We start from the raw sequence: 18,936 nt of genomic DNA on the forward strand, positions 1-18,936 counted from the left end.
CGCATGCAAGGTGGTGGATAGCGGCAAGCCACCCGTGGGGTGGCTTGCCAATCATATGACGTCACAGGCGCCATGGAGAGGGCCCCGTCAGAGACTGTGCTCGGTGCGGGCGATGATATCATCTTGCGCATCCGGGGATAAGGCGGTGAAGAAGGCCGAATAGCCCGCCACCCGCACCACCAGGTCCCGGTACTGATCCGGATGGGCCTTGGCCGCCAGCAGTGTCTCCCGTGAGACTATGTTGTACTGCACGTGCCACCCCTTGTGCACCTCGAAGAAGGTGCGCAGCAGGCTCATCAGCTTGGTTTTGTCCCGCTCGTTTTCAAGGCTGGCCGGACTCAGCTTCTGGTTGAGCAGCACGCCGCCGAGGATGGCCGCCGTGGGCAGCTTGCCGATGGAGTTGAATACCGCCGTGGGCCCGAGGCGATCCGAGCCCGAGGAGGGGCTGGCGCCTTCCGCCAGCGGGGTGCGGGCGTGGCGGCCATCCGGGGTGGCCAGGGTGCCCGCACCAAACGGCACGTTGGCCGAGATGGAGGAGGTGCCCGCATAGTAGGTGCCGCCGATGGGGCCACGGCCGAAGCGGGTGTTGTGCAATCCCTTCAGCTCGTCGATGTAGCTCTGGTAGGCCTGCACCAGCAGCATGTCCACCTCGTCCAGATCGTTGCCATATTTGGGGGCCGCATGGGTGAGGCGCTGGCGCAGCTGCTCACCCTCGAGCCCGGCAAAATCCTGCTCGAGCGCCTCGGCCAGCTCGCGCTGATCCACCACGCCCTGCTCGAACACCAGTTTCTTTAGCGCCGCCAGGCTGTTGCCCAGGTTGGCTATCCCCACCTGCAGGCCGGAGACCCAGTCATAGACGGCGCCCCCCTCCTTGATGGTTTTGCCGCGCTCGATGCAGTCATCTACTAGCGTGCTGCAGAGGATGTCGTGGGCCTGCGCCTCCAGCACGCTGTCGACCACGCAGTCGATCTCGATGGATTTGCGGGTGAAGTAGCGTACCTGCTCGTCCCAGCGGGCCATCACCTCGTCAAAATTGCCAAAGGTCCCTTCCCGCAGCGACTGGGATTGGGGCAGGAATACTTGGCCAGTGGTGGCATCACGGCCGCCATCGAGGGCCGCCAGCAGGATGCGGGCGAAGTTGATGAAGCTCATGCCGGTGCAGCGGTAGCCCCACTTGCCGGGCACTGCGGTTTCGATGCAGCCGATGGCGGCGTAGTGGTGGGCATCCTCCACGCTCACCCCGAGCTTGATGAACTCCGGGATCACCACCTCGTCGTTGTTGAAGGCGGGCATGCCAAAGCCGCAGCGGATCACCTGAATGCAGGCGTCGAGGAAATCCTCGCTCATTCGTGCGTGGTAGCGCACCGAGAGGTTGGGCTGGGTGGATCGCAGCTGGCCGCAGGACTCCAGAATCGCGTAAGAGAGGCCGTTGACCGCATCATGGGCTGCGCCATCGCGCCAGTTCTGGCCGCCTATGGTGACGTTCTGGTAGAGGGGGCTGCCGGCGGAGGCCTTGGAGTGGGTGCCGGAGCGGATCTTGTTCACCTCCAGCAACTTGAGCCAGCACCCTTGCAGCAGTTCGATGGCGCGGGGGCGTGACAGGGATCCTGACAGTTCCACCTCGCGGCGATACCAGGGGTAGAGGTATTGATCCATCCGGCCAAACGACACCGAGTGGCCGTTGGATTCGATCTGCAGGATGAGCTGGATGAAGTAGCAGAGCTGCAGCGCCTGCCAGAAGGTCTCGGGGGGCCGGTGGGCTATGTGGGCGCAGTTCAGCGCCATGGTCTCAAGTTCGCTTCGGCGCTCGGGGCCCGGCTCTACCGTGGCCATGTCACGGGCAAGAGTAGCGTAGCGCCCGATATGATCGCTGACCGCCTCCAGGGTGATGGCGACGGCATGCAGGAACTGCTCGCGCTGCAGATCGGCCCAATCCGCCAGATCCAGCCGACTGCGCCGCTCGGCCACCTTGGCCTTGAAGCCATCGAGACCCAGCGTGAGCAACTCGTCGTAGTTGACCGCGAGGTGGGCATCCCCCGAGGTCATGTTGCCCTCGGCCTTGATGATGCCGCTCTCCAGCAGTGCTTTCTGCTCGTCGGTAAAGAGGCCGAAGCAGCGATCCTGCACCGTCTGGCCGCGCCAGAAGGGGGTGAGGGCGTGGATGATCTCCTTGTCGGTTTCGCTCACCGCAAAACCGGCGCCGGGTCTGTCTGCCAGCTCGTCGATCTCCTTCTCAATCCAGCCCACAGTGTATTCGGGGAAGAGCGGCGCCGCCCGCACCTGACTGGCCTGATTGCCGACGATAAGCTCCTCGTGCTTGATCCAGATGGTGCGTTCCTTGAGGTGATGGGCCAGCGCCAGGGCGCGGCGCACCGGCAGCGGCCGGGCGAGGTGAGCCTGATAGGCTTGCGTGTAGTGGCGGGCACGCTCGGTGCAGACCGGCGGCTGAATGATGTGGATCAGGCTCTCTTTGTGGGCGCGGATCCGCGGGCTGAGGCTATTGAGGTCGAGCTGGGTCATGATCTTATCCTCTGGTCACAGGGGTCAGTCCCTGACGTTGGGCGTATGCGTGGGCAAAGCTGAGTAAATCGGGGTCGTCGAGCTGTGTGTCCGGCGCCAGATAGGGCAGATCCAGCAGGGCATATTTGCCCATCCCCAGAGTGTGGTAGGGGAGGAAGTGGATCTCCTGCACAGTGCCGAGGCTGGCGGCCGTGTCTGTGATGGCTTCGATCGATTCGCGGTCGGCATTGAAGCCGGGAATGAGCGGCACCCGGATCTGCATGGGCACGCCGTATTCGGCGAGGCGTTTGAGGTTAGCGATGGGCAGCTCCACCTTGCCGCGAGTCCAGTTAAAGAAACGTTCTTTATCCACGTGTTTGAGATCCGCCAGCACCAGATCCAGTGAGGGGAGGCTTGGCTCAATTTGGTGCCAGGGTACATGCAGGCAGCTCTCGACCGCAGTGTGCAGCCCTTGTGCCTTGCAACGGGCCAGCAGGGCGGCGGCAAAGTCGGGCTGCATAAAAGGCTCGCCGCCGGAGAGGGTGACGCCACCGCCGCTGCGCTCGAAGAAGGGACGATCCCGCAGTATGGTGTCCATCAGGGTGTCCAGCGTTTCATCCCGGCCGCACACCTGCAGCGCTTCGCTGGGGCAGAGGCCGCGCAGCCGTTCCATGTCCTCGGCATTGAGGGCTGAACGGGTGAGCTGGATGCCCTCGCTGTCACGCAAGATTGCCGGACAGGTCTGGCTGCAGAGCCGGCATCCCTCGATGCACTGGCGCCGGTCGAGTAGTATGTCCGGCTTGGGAGAGCGGCTTTCCGGGTTTTGACACCACAGACAGGCCAGCGAGCACCCCTTGAGAAACACCAGGGTGCGAATGCCGGGGCCATCGTGAGTTGAATATCGTTGCAGGTCGAAAATCATACCGCCTCCTTCTGTTTTTTCATTCTATTTGCTTTCATTCGAAAGTTGATTTGATTTCGATCAAGCAATTCGCAGATGTTTTGTCGCTAAAATGGCGACATATTGAACATCCCGTTAAGGAGTTAGAGATGGAGCTGTATCTCGATACCGCCGATGTGGCGGCAGTGCGTCGCTGGTCACGGATCCTGCCGTTGGCCGGTGTGACCACCAATCCTTCCATTACTGCCGCCGGTGGATTGCCGCTCAAGGCGCTGCTGCCCGCCCTGCGCGACGTGCTGGGCCCCAAGGCTCGCTTGTTTGCCCAGGTGATGGCCAAAACCGAAACCGAGATGGTGCGCGAGGCGTTCGCCCTGCGTGAGCTGGACCCGGATCTGGTGATCAAGATCCCGGTATGTGAGGAGGGGCTGGCGGCGATCAAGAGCCTGACAGCCAATGGCGTGCCGACCCTGGGCACGGCTGTCTACACCCCGCTGCAGGGTTGGCTGGCGGCTGTGGCTGGCGCTGAATATGTCGCCCCTTATGTCAACCGGCTGGATGCACAGGGTGGCGATGGCATAGCCACGGTGCAGGAATTGCAACAGCTGTTGGCGCTGCATGCACCGAACAGCAAGGTGCTGGCTGCCTCCTTCCGTACCCCGCGCCAGGCGCTTGACTGCCTGCTGGCTGGTTGCCAGTCCATCACACTGCCGCTCGACGTGGCCGAGCAGTTGCTGAAGGTACCTGCAGTGGATGCGGCATTGGCGAAGTTTGATCAGGATTGGCAGCGGGCCTTTGCCTGAGGTCAGCAGCCGGATTGAGGGAGCCTAGAGGAGGGGCGGCGGGCGGACTAAGCTATAGAGACAACCCGGTGTGACGGGCTGATGTCGATGGCTTACCGGAGGTGCCTCATGAGCGACCATACCCTGCTGCCCCATGGTGAAGATCTGCGCCGCGCCGTGCGCTGGCTCAGCGAGCACCATCAACACGACATCCGGGCCATCGAAGAGGCCTGCATCCGCTTTGACCTGTCACCGCTGGATGAGGAGTTTCTCATCCAGCATTGTGTCGAGCGGTCCCGGGAGGGGGGAACCAACTAGACGAAGTTGGCGAGGCTGATGCCGAACTCCTTGGGATCGACCGTGCTTTCTATGCTCTCCTGAACTCCCGACTTCGCCAGATCCAGCCACTGCACCTCGAGGTAGTGGCGCTGGGTGGCGTGATAGATCACCTTCACCACCGGCTTGAGCGGCTCATGAGGATTGCGCTGCATGACGATGGCCAGCCGCTGGTTGGAGAGTTGAACCAGAGTTCCCACCGGATAGACCCCCATGCACTTGATGAACTTGGTCACCAGCCCCCGATCGAAATGGTGGTCGGCCCCCTTGAGCAGGATCCGGAATGCCTGGGTCGGCTGCATTCCCTGTTTGTAGACCCGATCCGCCGTCACGGCGTCGTAGACGTCGACGATGCCGCTCATGCGGGTATGGAGGGAGAGCTGATCTCCCTTGAGGTGGCGGGGGTAACCCGTGCCATCGAGCCGCTCGTGGTGATTGGCGGCGACTTCCAGCATGGTGGCCGTGATACCGGGGGTATGGCTGAGGATGTCGTAACTGTGCACCACATGCTGGCGCATCACGGTGAACTCTGCATCGGTCAGCTTGCCCGGTTTGTTGAGCACCTCGTCCGGGGTCATGATCTTGCCCACATCGTGCAGCAGGCCCCCCAGGGTCAGCTCCTTGAGCACGCTGCGATCCAGGTCCAGATAGCGGCCGAAGTTGGCCAGCAGTATGGCCACGTTCATGGAGTGCTCCATCAGGTAGGCATCCTTGGCGCGGATCCGGGCCAGGCAGAGCATGGCATCGCCGTGGGTGAACATGGTGTCCACCATCTCTTCGGCCACCGCGGCCAGCGGCGTGATGTCGATGGGCTCACCCGCCTTGAGCTGACGGATGAACTTGCCCTGCAGCTCGCGGGCTTCCTGATAGAGGCGGCGGATCTTGAGTTCACGGCCCTCGCCGTTGGCACTGCCTGCCGGGCGTTGGGATGACGCGGACAAGGCGGCCGGGTCGGGGGAGATGATCTGCTCTATGCCGGCCAGCTTGCTGCGGGCGAGATCCACGCGCACCGTGAGCACACCGCGCCGGACCAGATCATCGATCTGCTGACGGGTGGTCACCAGCCCCATCTGGGCAATCTCCATGCCGCCTGTCTGGCTGATGATGGCGATCACATACATGCCGGCTTGCAGCTGGTTGACGGGAATGACGGGATGAGGAGTGTGCGACTTCATACGGCTTCCTGACTTTATTATTATGCGTAACGTTAGACCCTCTGCAGGCAGTCTAACACCCGCGCCGGGCTTCGTCATGACGACATGGTCTGCATCGCCACCGCTTAGTGCTGGAGTTGTTGGCCTCGGCCTATATAATGGCGCCCCTTTATTGATGGACTCTGAGGTTGTGCATGCGGCTCGATAAATTTCTTTGCGATTGTTCCGATTTGACCCGGTCCCTGGCGGGCAAGCTGATCCGGCAGGGAGAGGTCACGGTGGACGGCATAGTGGTCAAACAACCCGCTTTTCACATCAACGAGCAGAGCCAGATCGAATTTGACGGCGTCACGCTGACGCTGGATCAGCGCAATCGCTACTTCATGCTGCACAAACCGGAAGGGTATGTCTGCTCCAACGAGGACCCGGATCACCCGACCGTCTTCTTCCTGATGGACGAGCCCGCCATGGGCAAGCTGCACGTGGTTGGCCGACTCGATCTCGACACCACGGGTCTGGTGCTGGTCACCGACGATGGCAAATGGTCCCACCGCATCACCTCGCCGCGCCATGAGTGTGCCAAGACCTATCACGTCTGGCTGGCCGACCCCGTGCACCAGGATGCCATCTCCTTGTTTGCCGATGGTGTCTTCCTGCGCAACGAATCCGAGAAGACCCGTCCCGCCCAGCTGGAAATTCTGGGTGAGTGCGAGGCCCGCCTCACCATCCATGAAGGCAAGTATCATCAGGTGAAGCGGATGTTTGCCTCCATCGGCAACAAGGTGGTGGGGCTGCATCGGGAGCAGATCGGTACACTGGTGCTGGATGACGCGCTGGCACCGGGCGAATACCGCGAGCTGACGGCCGAGGAAATCGCCCAGTTCTAGTCACCCGACCCGGCCATCAAGAGTCGATTACGACGCCATGGGGTTAATCGAACCCATGGGCAGAACTTGGTCGCAGGTTCGATTGGCCAAGCCTATTCGGACGAGCGTGTCCAACCCCAGCGTTGACGTCGGGCCGTCTTACCCGGCTCCCAGCACCATGGTCGTCCCCAGGGTGGCCAGCAGGGCGCCGGCCCAGGCCGCCAGCGAAGGGCGCTGGCCCGAGTGCCACCACAGCAGGGGCAGCAGAATGACAGGGGTGGTGGAGGAGAGGATCGCCACCATGCCGACGTCTCCCTGACGCAAGGCAACCAGGATCAGCGTCATCCCCATGGCCATCGCCAGGAAGCCGTTGATGCCAATCATCCCCAACACCTGACGGTTGATGGGGTTGTGCGGCAGTGACAGCGGCACCCGCAGTGCCCGCAAGGTACAGTGGGCCAACAGGGCGCTGCCCATGCGGATGCCGGAGGCGCTCACCGCATCCACGCTGCCGCTCATCATCACGGGCTTGGCGATGATGGCGCCCAGACTCTGGCAGAAGGCGGCCGTCAGACCCAGACCTATGCCGATGGCGAGATGCCCGCGCACCTGTTCCCACTCGTTGTGCTGATTGCCGCCACGCCGGCCGAACAAAATGGCGAGCATGACGCCGGCAAACACCAGCAAGGCCCCCACCAGTCGCCAGCCACCGAGCTGCTCGCCAAACAACCAGAGGCCGAGCAGGGCGGAAAAGAGGGCATGGCAGGAGAACAGCAGGCCGCTGCGCCTGGGGCCCAGCCGGTTCATGCAGGCAAACAGGGCGGTATCGCCGACGAAGATGCCGATAAGGCCCGACAATGCCAGCAGGGGCAGGGCGCTCTCGGTGAGAGATTGCCAGCCGCCGGTGGCTAGGCTGACGGAGCCCAGCATCAGGCTGACCAGAAACATGCGCCAGCGACTGTAGGCAAACGCCCCCAGGTGACGGGCTGGTTTGACGGAGATCAGGGCCGCCACTGCCCACAAACTGGCCGCCGCCAGCGCCAGCCACTCATACCCCATAACAACTCCTGAAAATGTAGCTAAATCGAAAGACGCATCAGGCCGTTACCGGCGACAGCCATTCGCACTTCATAAAAAACTACAGAAAAAAATAGCCCGAAAGACTCCATCTCTTGAGCAAGCCCGATACAATACGGGGCGTCTTCGGGGATAACAAGCGCAGCATCATGCATTCGTATTCAGGCGCGCTGCCGGCCTTCCCCCTTCTTGAAATAAAGTGAATTGAACGAGGTTTATGTCATGGTTTTGTGCCCCGCTTCCCGGCCAGCCCGTCGCTGGCTCTCTCCCTTGCTGCTGGGTCTGTTGATGGCCCCTTCAGTGCAGGCCACCACTGTGTCCCAGGAGCCCGCGTTGTCGGACCGCCAGACCCTGGTCAAGGGCAACGGCGCCGAGCCGGAATCCCTCGACCCGGCCCAGATCCGCTCCGGTTTTCCGGGCGAGGTAGTGCTGGTGGACTTGTTCGAGGGGCTGGTGAGCGAAGATGGCCAGGGCAAGATAGTGCCGGCCCAGGCCCAGCGCTGGGAGACCAGCGAGGATGGGCTGGTGTGGCGCTTCTTCCTGCGCCCGCAGCTCAAGTGGTCCAACGGCGAGCCGCTCGGCGCGCAGGACTTTGTCTATGCCTGGCGGCGACTGCTGGATCCGGCGCAGGGCTCACCTTCCGCCGGGCTGCTGCTGGCGACCGGCATCAACAATGCCCAGTCCATCTACGCAGGGGCGCTGGATCTCAATACCCTGGGGGTGGAGGCCGAGAGCGAGCAGATCCTGAAAGTGACCCTGGAGCGGCCGGTGCCCTATTTCCTGCAGCTGATAAGCCAGCGTCCCTTCGTGCCGGTCAACGAGAAGGCCATCAACCAGTTTGGCAAGCAGTGGACCCAGCCAGGCAAGCTGGTCAGCAATGGCGCCTACAAGTTGGTGAACTGGGTGCCCAACGAGCGCATCGAGGCGGAGCGCAACGTCCAGTATTGGGACGATGCCCACACCCGGATCCAGCGGGTCACCTATCTGCCGCTTGCCTCCCAGCACGCCGAGCGGCTGCGTTACGAGGCGGGCGAGATCCAGCTTACCAACAAGGTGGCGCTGGAGTATTACCAGAAGACCAAGGAGGCGACCCCCGAGCGGATCTGGGGCCTGCCGCTGCTCGGCACCTATCTCTATACCTTCAACCTGCGTCGCCCCGAGCTGCAGGATGTGCGGGTGCGCCAGGCGCTGGCCATGACCATAGACCGCCATTTGTTGACCGAGAAGGTCAGCGGCCAGGGTGAACAAGCCGCCTGGTCACTGCTGCCCACCATGCCTGGCTATGAGGCGCTGAGTTCGCCGCTGGCCTTGCAGGATCAGCCGACCCGGCTGGCCAGGGCGAGCGCGCTGCTGGCACAGGCAGGTTACAACAGCGCGCATCCCCTCAAGCTGACACTGACCTACAACACCTCGGAGAATCACAAGAAGCTGGCACTGGCGGTGGCGGCCATGTGGAAGCCGCTGGGGGTGGAGGTGGCGCTCAACAACATGGAGTGGAACGCCTATCAGGTGGCCAAAGACAGCGGGGACTTCATGCTGGCCCGCTCCTTCCTGTTCGGGGATTACGTGGAGCCCTCGTCCATGCTCAACAGCTTCCGTTGCCAGGATCCCCAGAACGAGAGCGGCTACTGCAATCCGGCCTTTGACGGTCTGTTGCAACAGGCCTCAGAGACCCTGGATGGTCACGTCAGGACCGGGCTCTACCGTCAGGCCGAGCAGTTGCTGATGGACGAGATGCCCGCCATTCCCGTCTATCACTACAACCAGATGCGGTTGGTGAATCCCACCCTGCGTGGCCTGCCCGTTCAGAATCTCAAGGGGGCGATCGCCACCAAGGATCTCTATTTCAGCCAGCCGTGAGGAGCGTGTGATGAAGATTGCCATTATTTCGGACCTGCACGGCAGCCTGAGTGCCCTGGAGCAGGTACTTGACCAGCTTGCCGCCTGGCAGCCGGATCACTACCTGTTGCTTGGCGACGTGCTCAACCACGGCCCGCGCAACCCGGTCCCGCCGGGTTATGCCCCCGCCGCCGTGGCCGAGCGGCTCAATCAGCTGGCGCCGCACATCATGGCGGTGCGTGGCAATTGCGACTCGGAAGTGGATCAGATGCTGCTGGATTTTCCCATGATGGCCCCCTACAACCAGTTGCTGGTGGATGGCCGGCGCTGGTTTGTCAGCCATGGTCATCTCTATCGCCCGGAAGCTGTGCCACTGCCGGCAGGCAGTCTGTTTATCAGCGGCCATACCCATATGCCCGTGTTGCAGCGGGAAGGGGAGCTGGTGCTGATGAATCCGGGATCCATCTGTTTTCCACGGGGAGAGCTGGCGGCAACCTATGGCCGCTATGAAGACAGGGTATTGAGCATCCATGCCTGTGCAGATAGCGAGGCCTTGCTGCGTCTGACCTTGTAAGGTGTGTGACGAAGGCGCGGATCAGGGATGGCAGTGAGGATAAACTGGAAGCGGAAAGAGAAAGAAGAGAGAGATCAGGCCTTGATGCCGAATGAGCGGGTACCGGAGCGGGTATTACCCTTGGCGTCATAGGTCAATGAGTTGCGATCGCGCAACTTGCTGAGGAAGCTTGCCAGGCGGCGGTTGGAGACGATGCTGAGCTCGAGCAGGCGACCATTGAGATCATTTTGTTCCTGGCAGGCATCGAGCTTTTCACGCAGAAGATGCATCTGCTCGGGAAAGGCATTCAGCTGTTGTTGCAGCTCGGGCAACTGGGCCAGGGTCTGATCCAGCACTTCAATATCGGCAAGCAGTTTCTGCTTGCGCTCTGCCAGCTCGGGCAGCGCCAGTGCCTGGTGCTGCCTGAGCAGGTTGAATTCCTCCTCCAGCAAACCTTGCATCTGGGAGAGGTATTCGTCTTGGGTATGCAGCAGCGAAGGTAAATCCATCATCCCAGCAGCTTGTCCAGATTGGATTCAAAGCTGAACATCTTCTTGGCCACAGCCTCGCTGTTGACCTGATATTCACCATTGGCCACGGCTTTCTTCAAGCTCTCGACCCGGCTTTCATTACCGGTAGAGGCTGAGTTGAGGTTTTTCTGCATCTGTTGCAATTGCTGCGCCTCATTGGTCAAGGAGACGGAGTCGGTCTTGACGGTCGCCGCACGGTTGTCGGGGGACGAGGTCGCTGGTTTGGTATTGGCACCCTGGCTGCTACCGGTGTTTTGCAACCGATTGTTCGCTAGGTTGTTGATATTGTTGATAGCCATAGTGTTTACCTTCGTCTGCTTTGCTGTTCGCTTACCTGTTTATCGGTGACGGTCGTCAGAACTTTAGAAAAAAAGTAACCTAAAACATTCAGAAGGTGACCACAACGGCGCCGACCGCGCTGACTTTTCCCTGCACCGTTTTTCCTGAACGAATATTGACGAGTCTGATCATGTCTCCGAAGCTGCCATCTTGCAAGGCTCGGGCCATGGTTTTGATTTGCATGCTGCTATTTTCTGCACTGAGTGTGACCTGATCGCCTTTGCACACCACGCAGACCTGGGTGAGCCGTATGGGCTGACCCGGTTTGAGCTCCCGCTTGCTGCGCACGCCTATGAGGGGGGTCGGATCGCTGAGATAGTCACCACGGATCAGCGTCTGATCCTGATAGGCCAGCGTCAGCATGCCTTCGCTGAGGATGTCGCCCTTGGCCACCGGCGCCGAAACGGTCACATAGGCCTTCTGTATGCTGACCCGAACCGGCAGATAGAGATCCCAGGGTTTATCCTCCTCGCATTTGAGGTAGACGGTAGTGTTGCGACGCACCTCCATCCTGGCGGGGAAACTGATGGTGAGATGCTCTTCGCAGCGGGTCAGGGGCAGGCGTTCCTCGATGGAGGCGGCTTGTACCTGTGCCTGGGCATCGAGCGGAATATCGAGCTGGCCGAGCACAAACTCTTGTGCCATTTCTTGCAGATAGCTGGTCACCTCGGATGCCGTGGCGTGAGAAATGCCGCAAAACAGCAGTAAGGTGAGGAAAAGTCTACTAATCATTTTCGCTCGCAGGCCGATAAGTTGTTCACGCATATCACCATATTTAACTATGCTTGCTTCAGAATTCGTTTGTAGTGACATCGATAGTCTGACGCAAGCCAACACGCATGCATGATTAGTGCCAAGCGTTTTTAGGGAGTGTTTATGGCCAGTATTCTGGACTCGGTCAACCAACGTACCCAGCTGGTGGGACAAAACCGGTTGGAGTTATTGTTGTTTCGTCTCAATGGACGTCAAAGATTTGGCATCAACGTATTCAAAGTGCGTGAAGTGTTGCAATGTCCCCCCTTGACCGTCATGCCCAAGCTGAACTCCTGCATTCGCGGGGTTGCCCATATTCGCGGCCAGACCATCTCGGTGATCGATCTCAGCATGGCGATGGGCAAGCGTCCTATCGAGGACCTGACCAAGTGCTTCATCATCATCTCCGAGTACAACCGTTCCATCCAGGGCTTCTTGGTGCATTCTGTCGAGCGCATCATCAACATGAACTGGGAATCCATTCTGCCACCCCCCAAGGGGGCTGGTCGCATCAACTACATGACGGCGGTCACCGAGGTGGATGGCGAGTTGGTGGAGATCCTGGACGTTGAACGCATCCTCAACGAGATCTCGCCGGTATCGACCGAGGTTAGCAAAGAGCTGGTGGAAGCCAGCGTGGATCACCCAACCCTGGGACGTCCCGTGCTGGTGGCAGATGACTCTTCCGTGGCTCGCAAGCAGGTACAACGGGCCCTCGAGGCTATCGGCGTGCAGTGCGTGCTGGCCAAGGATGGGCGTGAGGCGCTCAACATGTTGCTGGAGATGGCCAAGAATGGCCCCATCAAGGATCAGATTGCCCTGGTGATCTCGGACATCGAGATGCCGGAAATGGACGGTTATACTTTTACCGCCGAGATCCGCAACAATCCCAATCTCAAGGACTTACATGTTATTCTGCACACATCCCTCAGTGGGGTGTTCAATCAGGCCATGGTGCAGAAAGTCGGTGCGAACAATTTCATTGCCAAATTCCAGCCGGATGAATTGGCCAAGGCCGTACAAGGCGCACTCTAATCAAGAAGAACAAACTGCATGAAGACACTTTCGGACGACTTATACAAACAATTCAGCAACTTTCTGGCAGTACAGAGCGGGATCGTGCTGGGTGACAACAAACAGTATCTGGTCAAGAGTCGGCTTTCGCCCTTGATGACTCAGTTTGGTATTGAGAGTCTGTCTGATCTGGTTACGCGAGCGATGAGTGTGCGTGAGCGCGACCTGAAAATGGCAGTGGTTGATGCCATGACCACCAACGAAACCCTGTGGTTTCGGGATACCTATCCATTCCAGTTGCTGACGGACAAGATCTTTCCTGAACTCGGCAAGAGCGGCCGCCCGATCAAGATCTGGTCGGCAGCGTCCTCGTCCGGCCAGGAACCCTATTCCATCGCCATGACGGCGCTAGAGCAGCAGGTCAAGAAGCCGGGCACCTTGCCCGGTGGCGTGCAGATCGTGGGCACGGACATTTCCAGCACCATGCTCAACCAGTGCAAGGAAGGGGTGTACGACAGTCTGGCGCTGGCCCGCGGCCTGTCGCCGGAGCGCAAGAAGCTGTTCTTCGAAGCATATGGCGACAACAAGATGCGGGTGGTGGAGCGTGTCAGAAAATTGACCACCTTCCGGCCGCTGAACCTGCTGGAGAGCTACAGCCTGCTCGGCAAGTTCGACATCATCTTCTGCCGCAACGTTCTCATCTATTTTGCGCCGGAAGTGAAGTCCAAGATCCTCAACCAGTTCGCAGCCAGTCTCAATCCCGGCGGTTATCTGATGCTGGGGGCTTCCGAGTCACTGGCCGGTCTGACCGACAGGTTCGAAATGGTCCGCTGCAATCCCGGCATCGTCTACAAAGTCAAATAATCCCCGCCTAAATCCCCTTTGGCACACCTCTTGCTAATAATTTATCAAGCAGGAGGTGTGCTATGGCAATTTCATTCGACAAGGCATTTGGTATTCATCAATACGCGCTGAGCGTTCGCTCCAAGCGTGCAGAGGTGTTGTCCAGCAACATTGCCAACGCGGATACCCCAGGTTTCAAAGCCAGGGATATCAACTTCTCACAGGCACTGGAAGAGGCCCAGCATCAGCAGGGGTTCGGTCTGGCGACGACCAGTGAGAAGCACTTTGCCTTGCAGTCGGATGCCCCTGGCCTGACGCAGTACCGCAATCCTCTGCAGCCCGACACCGGTGATGGCAACACGGTAGACGTGCAGCAGGAGCGCAGCGAGTTTTTGCGCAACAGCCTTGAGTACCAGACCTCCCTCGAATTTATGAATAGCAAGATCAGTGGCCTGCTGAAGGCGCTGAAAGGAGAACAGTAATGAGTTTGTTCAAGGTCTTTGACATTGCAGGCTCGGCCATGAGTGCACAGTCTGTTCGACTCAACACGGTGGCCAGCAACATGGCCAACGCCGACAGCGTCAGTTCCAGTGTGGAAAATACTTACCATGCCAGGCGGCCAATCTTTGCCGCTCAGCTGGATCAGGCCATGTCGGACAAGCAGGCATCCGTCGGGGTCGAGGTGAAGGGGATTGTCGAGAGCGAGGCCCCCTTGCTCAAGGAGTACAACCCGGGCCACCCCATGGCTGACAAGGATGGCTTTATTTTCAAGCCCAACGTCAACATGGTGGAGGAGATGGCAGACATGATCAACGCCTCACGCAGTTATCAGACCAATGTGCAGGTTGCCGATTCTGCCAAGAAGATGCTGCAGCAGACGCTTCAGCTTGGCAAGTCCTGATAGGGGTAAGCACAGATGGTAGATACAACCAATAATGTGAACGGCATCAGCCGTACCACATCCCAGACCACTGGCACGACGACGACGCCCAAGAAAGAGCTGGATCAGGCGTCGTTTCTGAAGCTGCTGACCATGCAGCTCTCTTATCAGGATCCGTTCAAGCCGGTGGACAACGCCCAGATGCTGTCCCAGATGACATCGATGTCGACCTCGGAAGGGATCACGAGTCTGTCGACCCAGATGGGCAATCTGAATACCTTGATGACCTCCAGCCAGGCGCTGCAGGCTTCCGCTCTGGTGGGTCAGAACGTACTCATTCCCTCCAACACCGGCTATCTGGAAAAAGATGGCAAGATCTCCGGAGTGGCTGCCGTCGGCGACAAGACAATGTCGAACGTGAAAATCACGGTGGAAGATGAAAAAGGGCAGGTTGTCAAGACCTTCTCCCTTGATGGAGAACATCAGGGTAACGTGGCCTTCAGCTGGGATGGGACCGACAAGGACGGCAAGCCCGTCAAAGAGGGCAAGTACCAGATTAAAGCGACCGGCACAGTGGCCGGCAAATCAGAGAGCATTTCGGCCTTGACCTATGGGCGAGTAGAAAGCGTCACCCTGGGTAATGGCACCTCTCCCACCCTGGTTAAATTGAAAGGACTCGGGGCCATTTCTCTGGGGGATATCCTGGAGATTGCCGGTACCAATTCCAACCAGACCACACCACCAACGACCAAGCCTACAGCATCGATCTAAGGAGCTGGATATGTCATTTAACAATGCCTTGAGCGGTGTCAACGCGGCACAAAAAGATCTGAACGTCACCGCCAACAACATTGCCAACGTCAACTCGATCGGCTTCAAGGAGTCGCGAGCCGAATTTGCCGATGTGTATGCGAACTCGATCTTCGTCAATGCCAAGACGCAAGTCGGTAATGGTGTGGCCACGGGGGCTGTTGCGCAGCAATTCCATCAGGGGGCGCTGCAGTTCACCAACAACTCGCTGGACCTTGCCATTCAGGGCAACGGTTTCTTCGTGACCTCGGACGGTCTGACCAATCTGGATCGCACCTATACCCGGGCCGGGGCCTTCAAGCTCAATGAAAACAGTTACATGGTCAACAACCAGGGCCATTACCTGCAGGGGTATGAAGTCAACGTGGATGGCACGCCGAAGGCGGTGAGCATCAACGCCACCAAGCCTATCCAGATCCCGGATCGGGCTGGTGAACCCAAGCAGACAACTAAAATTGAGGCCAGTTTCAACCTCAAGTCTGACTCAACACAGCAGGCCGCTGGTAACTCTGCCGCTGATGCTTCAACCTTTGATCCCATCAATGATCCGAAAAGTTATGCCTCATCGACGTCGGTTACTATATATGACTCCTTGGGAACACCTCATGTTATTACCCAATATTTTGTTAAGGAAGCCGATCCGGCGGATGTGACCAAACCGGCCAGCCCAACAGCTTGGCGCATGTATATGTATGAAGGGAACAAACCAATAGATGTTGCCGGTGGTGTGCCGACTACAATGGCAACAGGTAAGCCAGCAGCCCCGTTGAGCGCTCAAATTACATTTGATAAAGATGGCAAGATGGTGACACCGACTACACCGGCCACCATCAAGACGATAGCACTGGGGACTCCGGGGGCCGGCATCATCAACAACGGTGCTGATGCCACCCAGCAGGTCGAGATCCAGCTTGCTACTGTGACTCAGTTCTCCTCTCCGTTTGAAGTGAACAAGTTGACTCAGGATGGCTCCACCGTCGGGCGTCTGACCAAGGTAGAGATCACTCCGGATGGGATAGTGTCTGCCACCTATAGCAATGCGACGACGGTCAAGGTTGCCATGGTTGCCATGGCCAAGTTCGCCAACTCGCAAGGGTTGACCCAGGTGGGTGATACCTCCTGGCGCCAGTCCTTGCTCTCCGGTGATGCCCTGCCGGGTACTCCCAACTCGGGTACTTTCGGTACCATCAAGTCCTCCTCGCTGGAGCAATCCAACGTGGACCTGACCTCCCAGCTGGTGAACCTGATCACGGCGCAGCGCAACTTCCAGGCCAACTCCCGTTCGCTGGAAGTGAACAGCTCGCTGCAGCAGACCATACTGCAGATCCGTTAAGTCATAACATGATGACAAGGGCGCCTCGGCGCCCTTTTTCTCGGCATTTCCCGCCTGTTTTATCTCCCCCCTTGTATTCCTGAGCCGGTATTGGCACTCAAATTGCAGTTCTCTCTCCAGAGTCATCAGTTTGACGGAGGATCCCATGGATCACCTGCTTTACATCGCCATGTCCGGGGCCAAGGAGAACATGAACAGCCTGGCTGTGCGTGGCAACAACCTGGCCAACGCCAACACCATAGGCTTCAAGTCTGACTTCGAGCAGGCGCGCAGCATGCAGGCGTTCGGCGAAGGGTTGCCCTCCCGGGTGTTCGCCATGACGGAGCGGCCGGGTCAGAACCTGCAGCATGGCATGCTGATGACCACGGGTCGGGATCTTGACGTGGCCGTTGACGGTCAGGGCTGGATCGCGGTGCAGGATCCCAAGGGGGGCGAAGCCTATACCCGCATGGGCAACCTGCAGCTGAGCGCGACCGGCAACCTGCAGACCTCTACCGGCCTCAATGTTGTGGACGATGGTGGCCAACCCATAGTGCTGCCGTTGCCGATGGAAAAGATCGAGATCAATCGGGATGGCACCATCAGTGGTCGTCCCGAAGGCGCCGCGGCCAACCTGCCCGAGGATTTCCAGCGTATCAAGCTGGTAAAGCCTGCCGCCGATGCGGTGGAGAAGGGGCAGGACGGCTTGTTTCGTCGCAAGGATGGCCAGACTGAAGCCGCCTCGGCCAATGTCGGCCTCATCGCCGGCTCGCTCGAGGGCAGCAACGTCAACGTGGTCGATGAGATGACCAACCTTATCCGGTTGCAACGTCAGTTCGAAACCCAGGTCAAAATAATGAAGACCGCGGAAGAGAACGACGAAGCCCAAACCCAGCTGCTGCGTATCAGCTAATCAAGGAGTTTTAAATGAACCCTGCACTCTGGATCAGCAAGACCGGCTTGGATGCACAGCAGACCAACATCGCGGTCACCTCGAACAACCTGGCGAACGCCAGTACCGTGGGTTTCAAAAAATCACGGGCCATCTTCGAGGATCTGCTTTATCAAAACATCAACCAGCCCGGTGGCCGCTCGTCGGCGGATACCGAGCTCCCGTCCGGCTTGATGCTGGGTGCCGGTGCCAAGGTCGTTGCCACCCAGAAAAACCACAGCCAGGGCAACGTGCAGACCACGGACAACTCGCTGGATTTGATGATCAGCGGCCGCGGCTACTTCGAAATCCAGTTGCCCGATGGCAGCGCAGCCTATACCCGCAACGGTCAGTTCACCCTCAATGATGAAGGGACCATAGTCACCCCGGGCAACGGCTATCCGCTGCAACCGGAAATCCAGATCCCCGAGAACGCCCAGAGTGTGACGGTGGGAGAGGATGGTCAGGTATCCGTACAGCTCAAGGGGGACGGGGCATCCCAGGTGGTGGGCCAGATCAACACCTCTGACTTCGTCAACGCCTCCGGCCTGCAACCCATGGGTGAAAACATGTTTGTCGAGACCCAGTCCAGTGGTGCCCCCATTCAGGGAACTGCCGGTGCGGACGGGCTCGGCGTCATCAAGCAGGGCATGCTGGAAACGTCCAACGTCAACGTGACCGAAGAGCTGGTCAACCTGATCCAGGCCCAGCGGGTCTACGAGATGAATTCCAAGGTTCTCTCGGCGGTGGACGGCATGATGTCCTTCCTGATCCAGCGTACCTAAGCGGGTGATGGACACCATGATCTCATTTTTGATCTCGCGCACATCGGTAGGAGGCGCATGATGAAAACCATATGGATGCTGGGGCTTTTGGCGCTGGGGGGCTGTAGCAGCACCCCCAACACGGCCAAGCCAGATGACCCCGAATTCTCCCCTGTGTACGGGGAGTCTGAGCCTGTTTCCGTCAGACCGACCGGGGCCATTTTTCAACCGGATCAGGTCAACGGTATCTATTCGGACATCAAGGCGCACAAGGTGGGCGACATCATCACCATAGAGCTGGCCGAGTCGACCTCTGCCTCCAAGAAGGCCAATACCCAGAGCGGCAAGGACAACAAGCTGAGCCTGGATCAGGTCTCACTGGGTGGTGTGCCGGTCACGGCAGGTCCTTATGATCTGTCGGCGTCGCTGGGCCAGAACAGCGCCTTCAAGGGGCAGGCCAAGGCGGATCAGAGCAACAGCCTGCAGGGCAATATCTCGGTCAGCGTGGCCAAGGTGCTGCCCAACGGCAACCTGATAGTGCGCGGCGAGAAGTGGATCATGCTCAACAATGGCAACGAATATATCCGGATCACCGGCATGATCCGCCCCGAAGATGTGACGTCCGAGAACAGCGTATCGTCACAACGGGTCGCCAATGCCCGTATCCATTACGGCGGTACCGGCGATCTGGCCAACAGTCAGGAGCAGGGGTGGCTTACCAGCTTTTTCAATGGCCCCTGGTGGCCGCTCTAGGAG

21 protein-coding genes are annotated in these 18,936 nt (G+C 59.2%); 14 read left to right on the forward strand and 7 right to left on the reverse strand.

Translation table 11 applies throughout. The features are described from left to right. Positions 1-87: 87 nt before the first annotated feature. Together AACQ95_RS21020 and AACQ95_RS21025 are read right to left on the reverse strand one after the other, a co-directional pair. On the reverse strand, positions 88-2,520 hold the full coding sequence (locus tag AACQ95_RS21020; RefSeq protein ID WP_241279802.1) for a formate C-acetyltransferase/glycerol dehydratase family glycyl radical enzyme: 2,433 nt from the start codon (positions 2,518-2,520) through the stop codon (positions 88-90). A gap of 4 nt (positions 2,521-2,524) precedes the next feature. Further along, positions 2,525-3,421 carry a glycyl-radical enzyme activating protein gene (locus AACQ95_RS21025; RefSeq protein WP_241279804.1) on the reverse strand — a complete coding sequence of 299 codons (897 nt, stop codon included), beginning with the start codon at positions 3,419-3,421 and terminating at the stop codon, positions 2,525-2,527. Positions 3,422-3,549: 128 nt separating this feature from the next. Here AACQ95_RS21025 and fsa point away from each other — a divergent pair, with 128 nt between their 5' ends. Further along, positions 3,550-4,200, forward strand: a complete 651-nt coding sequence (gene fsa / locus AACQ95_RS21030) for a fructose-6-phosphate aldolase (protein WP_043137560.1) — start codon at positions 3,550-3,552, stop codon at positions 4,198-4,200. 108 nt (positions 4,201-4,308) lie between these two features. After that, positions 4,309-4,497: a hypothetical protein gene (locus tag AACQ95_RS21035; RefSeq protein ID WP_043137557.1), complete on the forward strand. Its 189-nt coding sequence runs from the start codon at positions 4,309-4,311 to the stop codon at positions 4,495-4,497. Here the strand turns inward: AACQ95_RS21035 and AACQ95_RS21040 are convergent. Then, positions 4,494-5,690 carry an HD-GYP domain-containing protein gene (locus AACQ95_RS21040; protein WP_098983477.1) on the reverse strand — a complete coding sequence of 399 codons (1,197 nt, stop codon included), beginning with the start codon at positions 5,688-5,690 and terminating at the stop codon, positions 4,494-4,496. The two genes, AACQ95_RS21035 and AACQ95_RS21040, sit on opposite strands and share 4 nt — an antisense overlap. A gap of 173 nt (positions 5,691-5,863) precedes the next feature. On the opposite strand from AACQ95_RS21040, the gene rsuA reads away from it, so the two are divergent. Continuing rightward, positions 5,864-6,556 carry a 16S rRNA pseudouridine(516) synthase RsuA gene (rsuA, locus tag AACQ95_RS21045; protein ID WP_241279806.1) on the forward strand — a complete coding sequence of 231 codons (693 nt, stop codon included), beginning with the start codon at positions 5,864-5,866 and terminating at the stop codon, positions 6,554-6,556. 138 nt (positions 6,557-6,694) lie between these two features. On the opposite strand, the gene AACQ95_RS21050 is transcribed toward rsuA, so the two are convergent. Then, positions 6,695-7,594: a DMT family transporter gene (locus tag AACQ95_RS21050; protein WP_043137548.1), complete on the reverse strand. Its 900-nt coding sequence runs from the start codon at positions 7,592-7,594 to the stop codon at positions 6,695-6,697. Positions 7,595-7,834: 240 nt separating this feature from the next. On the opposite strand from AACQ95_RS21050, the gene AACQ95_RS21055 reads away from it, so the two are divergent. Together AACQ95_RS21055 and yfcE are read left to right on the forward strand one after the other, a co-directional pair. Continuing rightward, positions 7,835-9,472, forward strand: a complete 1,638-nt coding sequence (locus AACQ95_RS21055; protein ID WP_241279807.1) for a peptide ABC transporter substrate-binding protein — start codon at positions 7,835-7,837, stop codon at positions 9,470-9,472. Positions 9,473-9,482: 10 nt separating this feature from the next. Continuing rightward, entirely contained in the window at positions 9,483-10,025 is a 543-nt protein-coding gene (gene yfcE, locus AACQ95_RS21060; protein WP_241279809.1) for a phosphodiesterase, read from the forward strand. A gap of 74 nt (positions 10,026-10,099) precedes the next feature. On the opposite strand, the gene AACQ95_RS21065 is transcribed toward yfcE, so the two are convergent. From AACQ95_RS21065 to flgA, 3 genes are all read right to left on the reverse strand, one after another. Next, on the reverse strand, positions 10,100-10,516 hold the full coding sequence (locus AACQ95_RS21065) for a flagella synthesis protein FlgN (protein WP_043137544.1): 417 nt from the start codon (positions 10,514-10,516) through the stop codon (positions 10,100-10,102). After that, a complete protein-coding gene (gene flgM, locus AACQ95_RS21070) occupies positions 10,513-10,833 on the reverse strand; it encodes a flagellar biosynthesis anti-sigma factor FlgM (RefSeq protein WP_042870570.1) in 321 nt (106 codons plus the stop codon). The genes AACQ95_RS21065 and flgM overlap by 4 nt, the downstream gene beginning before the upstream one ends. An 88-nt stretch (positions 10,834-10,921) precedes the next feature. Beyond that, positions 10,922-11,527, reverse strand: a complete 606-nt coding sequence (gene flgA, locus AACQ95_RS21075; RefSeq protein ID WP_277604425.1) for a flagellar basal body P-ring formation chaperone FlgA — start codon at positions 11,525-11,527, stop codon at positions 10,922-10,924. Between the two features lie 222 nt (positions 11,528-11,749). Here flgA and AACQ95_RS21080 point away from each other — a divergent pair, with 222 nt between their 5' ends. The 9 genes from AACQ95_RS21080 to flgH all read left to right on the forward strand — a co-directional run bounded on the left by AACQ95_RS21080 (position 11,750) and on the right by flgH (position 18,933). Beyond that, positions 11,750-12,661: a chemotaxis protein CheV gene (locus AACQ95_RS21080; RefSeq protein WP_043137541.1), complete on the forward strand. Its 912-nt coding sequence runs from the start codon at positions 11,750-11,752 to the stop codon at positions 12,659-12,661. Positions 12,662-12,679: 18 nt separating this feature from the next. Then, on the forward strand, positions 12,680-13,504 hold the full coding sequence (locus tag AACQ95_RS21085) for a CheR family methyltransferase (protein WP_043137538.1): 825 nt from the start codon (positions 12,680-12,682) through the stop codon (positions 13,502-13,504). Between the two features lie 62 nt (positions 13,505-13,566). After that, on the forward strand, positions 13,567-13,965 hold the full coding sequence (gene flgB, locus AACQ95_RS21090) for a flagellar basal body rod protein FlgB (RefSeq protein WP_042870562.1): 399 nt from the start codon (positions 13,567-13,569) through the stop codon (positions 13,963-13,965). Further along, the gene (gene flgC / locus AACQ95_RS21095) at positions 13,965-14,384 is read left to right on the forward strand and encodes a flagellar basal body rod protein FlgC (RefSeq protein WP_042870559.1); all 420 of its coding nucleotides are present in this window, start codon (positions 13,965-13,967) and stop codon (positions 14,382-14,384) included. Before flgB ends, flgC begins: the two co-directional genes overlap by 1 nt. A gap of 15 nt (positions 14,385-14,399) precedes the next feature. Next, positions 14,400-15,134 carry a flagellar hook assembly protein FlgD gene (locus AACQ95_RS21100; protein WP_241279812.1) on the forward strand — a complete coding sequence of 245 codons (735 nt, stop codon included), beginning with the start codon at positions 14,400-14,402 and terminating at the stop codon, positions 15,132-15,134. Between the two features lie 10 nt (positions 15,135-15,144). Beyond that, entirely contained in the window at positions 15,145-16,506 is a 1,362-nt protein-coding gene (gene flgE / locus AACQ95_RS21105) for a flagellar hook protein FlgE (RefSeq protein ID WP_241279814.1), read from the forward strand. A 145-nt stretch (positions 16,507-16,651) separates the two neighbouring features. Then, positions 16,652-17,398: a flagellar basal-body rod protein FlgF gene (gene flgF, locus AACQ95_RS21110; protein ID WP_042870552.1), complete on the forward strand. Its 747-nt coding sequence runs from the start codon at positions 16,652-16,654 to the stop codon at positions 17,396-17,398. Positions 17,399-17,412: 14 nt separating this feature from the next. Beyond that, entirely contained in the window at positions 17,413-18,201 is a 789-nt protein-coding gene (gene flgG, locus AACQ95_RS21115; protein WP_043137532.1) for a flagellar basal-body rod protein FlgG, read from the forward strand. 60 nt (positions 18,202-18,261) lie between these two features. After that, positions 18,262-18,933, forward strand: coding sequence for a flagellar basal body L-ring protein FlgH (gene flgH / locus AACQ95_RS21120; RefSeq protein WP_043137531.1), 672 nt, complete (start codon positions 18,262-18,264; stop codon positions 18,931-18,933). The last annotated feature ends 3 nt before the right edge of the window (positions 18,934-18,936 follow it).

Source organism: Aeromonas sp. MR19 (genome assembly GCF_963899305.1).
Lineage (GTDB): Bacteria > Pseudomonadota > Gammaproteobacteria > Enterobacterales > Aeromonadaceae > Aeromonas > Aeromonas bestiarum.

Excerpts from the sequence above, each read along its gene's own strand:
- flgH (WP_043137531.1), top strand. The coding sequence starts at position 18,262 with ATGAAAACCATATGGATGCTGGGGCTTTTGGCGCTGGGGGGCTGTAGC.
- AACQ95_RS21020 (WP_241279802.1), bottom strand. The coding sequence starts at position 2,520 with ATGACCCAGCTCGACCTCAATAGCCTCAGCCCGCGGATCCGCGCCCAC.
- flgE (WP_241279814.1), top strand. The coding sequence starts at position 15,145 with ATGTCATTTAACAATGCCTTGAGCGGTGTCAACGCGGCACAAAAAGAT.
- yfcE (WP_241279809.1), top strand. The coding sequence starts at position 9,483 with ATGAAGATTGCCATTATTTCGGACCTGCACGGCAGCCTGAGTGCCCTG.
- AACQ95_RS21050 (WP_043137548.1), bottom strand. The coding sequence starts at position 7,594 with ATGGGGTATGAGTGGCTGGCGCTGGCGGCGGCCAGTTTGTGGGCAGTG.
- AACQ95_RS21040 (WP_098983477.1), bottom strand. The coding sequence starts at position 5,690 with ATGAAGTCGCACACTCCTCATCCCGTCATTCCCGTCAACCAGCTGCAA.
- AACQ95_RS21080 (WP_043137541.1), top strand. The coding sequence starts at position 11,750 with ATGGCCAGTATTCTGGACTCGGTCAACCAACGTACCCAGCTGGTGGGA.
- AACQ95_RS21065 (WP_043137544.1), bottom strand. The coding sequence starts at position 10,516 with ATGATGGATTTACCTTCGCTGCTGCATACCCAAGACGAATACCTCTCC.
- flgB (WP_042870562.1), top strand. The coding sequence starts at position 13,567 with ATGGCAATTTCATTCGACAAGGCATTTGGTATTCATCAATACGCGCTG.
- fsa (WP_043137560.1), top strand. The coding sequence starts at position 3,550 with ATGGAGCTGTATCTCGATACCGCCGATGTGGCGGCAGTGCGTCGCTGG.
- AACQ95_RS21035 (WP_043137557.1), top strand. The coding sequence starts at position 4,309 with ATGAGCGACCATACCCTGCTGCCCCATGGTGAAGATCTGCGCCGCGCC.
- AACQ95_RS21025 (WP_241279804.1), bottom strand. The coding sequence starts at position 3,421 with ATGATTTTCGACCTGCAACGATATTCAACTCACGATGGCCCCGGCATT.
- flgM (WP_042870570.1), bottom strand. The coding sequence starts at position 10,833 with ATGGCTATCAACAATATCAACAACCTAGCGAACAATCGGTTGCAAAAC.
- rsuA (WP_241279806.1), top strand. The coding sequence starts at position 5,864 with ATGCGGCTCGATAAATTTCTTTGCGATTGTTCCGATTTGACCCGGTCC.
- AACQ95_RS21055 (WP_241279807.1), top strand. The coding sequence starts at position 7,835 with ATGGTTTTGTGCCCCGCTTCCCGGCCAGCCCGTCGCTGGCTCTCTCCC.
- AACQ95_RS21100 (WP_241279812.1), top strand. The coding sequence starts at position 14,400 with ATGGTAGATACAACCAATAATGTGAACGGCATCAGCCGTACCACATCC.
- flgF (WP_042870552.1), top strand. The coding sequence starts at position 16,652 with ATGGATCACCTGCTTTACATCGCCATGTCCGGGGCCAAGGAGAACATG.
- AACQ95_RS21085 (WP_043137538.1), top strand. The coding sequence starts at position 12,680 with ATGAAGACACTTTCGGACGACTTATACAAACAATTCAGCAACTTTCTG.
- flgG (WP_043137532.1), top strand. The coding sequence starts at position 17,413 with ATGAACCCTGCACTCTGGATCAGCAAGACCGGCTTGGATGCACAGCAG.
- flgC (WP_042870559.1), top strand. The coding sequence starts at position 13,965 with ATGAGTTTGTTCAAGGTCTTTGACATTGCAGGCTCGGCCATGAGTGCA.